Here is a 240-nt window from a genome sequence, read left to right as displayed (position 1 = left end):
TGGCTATATTGCCGGGCCGCGCTTCGGCGACTATGAGGCCGGATTCCGGTTTGGTCAGCTAGGCTGCCATCTGGTCGAAACGCACGACCTTAATCGCTTTCAGGCCAGGACTTACAAAGACTTCGGGGCCCACGTCATACCGTGGACGAGACATGTCCGAATCGGCCGCGACATCTTGCTGCGAGCGCTTGACATCGCCAACCAGAGCGGCGACCTCACGTTTGCCGGATACAGCCATGT

The 240-nt window shown here is 59.2% G+C and carries 1 protein-coding gene; it reads left to right on the top strand.

Features of this window, described 5'->3' with window-relative positions; all coding sequences use genetic code 11:
• Positions 1-240: hypothetical protein (locus tag AF337_RS45285; protein WP_152970999.1), on the top strand; the 240-nt coding region annotated here is incomplete at both ends.

Source organism: Rhizobium ecuadorense (genome assembly GCF_001187535.1).
GTDB classification, from domain to species: Bacteria; Pseudomonadota; Alphaproteobacteria; order Rhizobiales; family Rhizobiaceae; genus Rhizobium; species Rhizobium ecuadorense.
The sequence above is the reverse complement of the archived record's forward strand: the minus strand, read 5'-3'. Positions and strand labels throughout refer to the sequence as shown.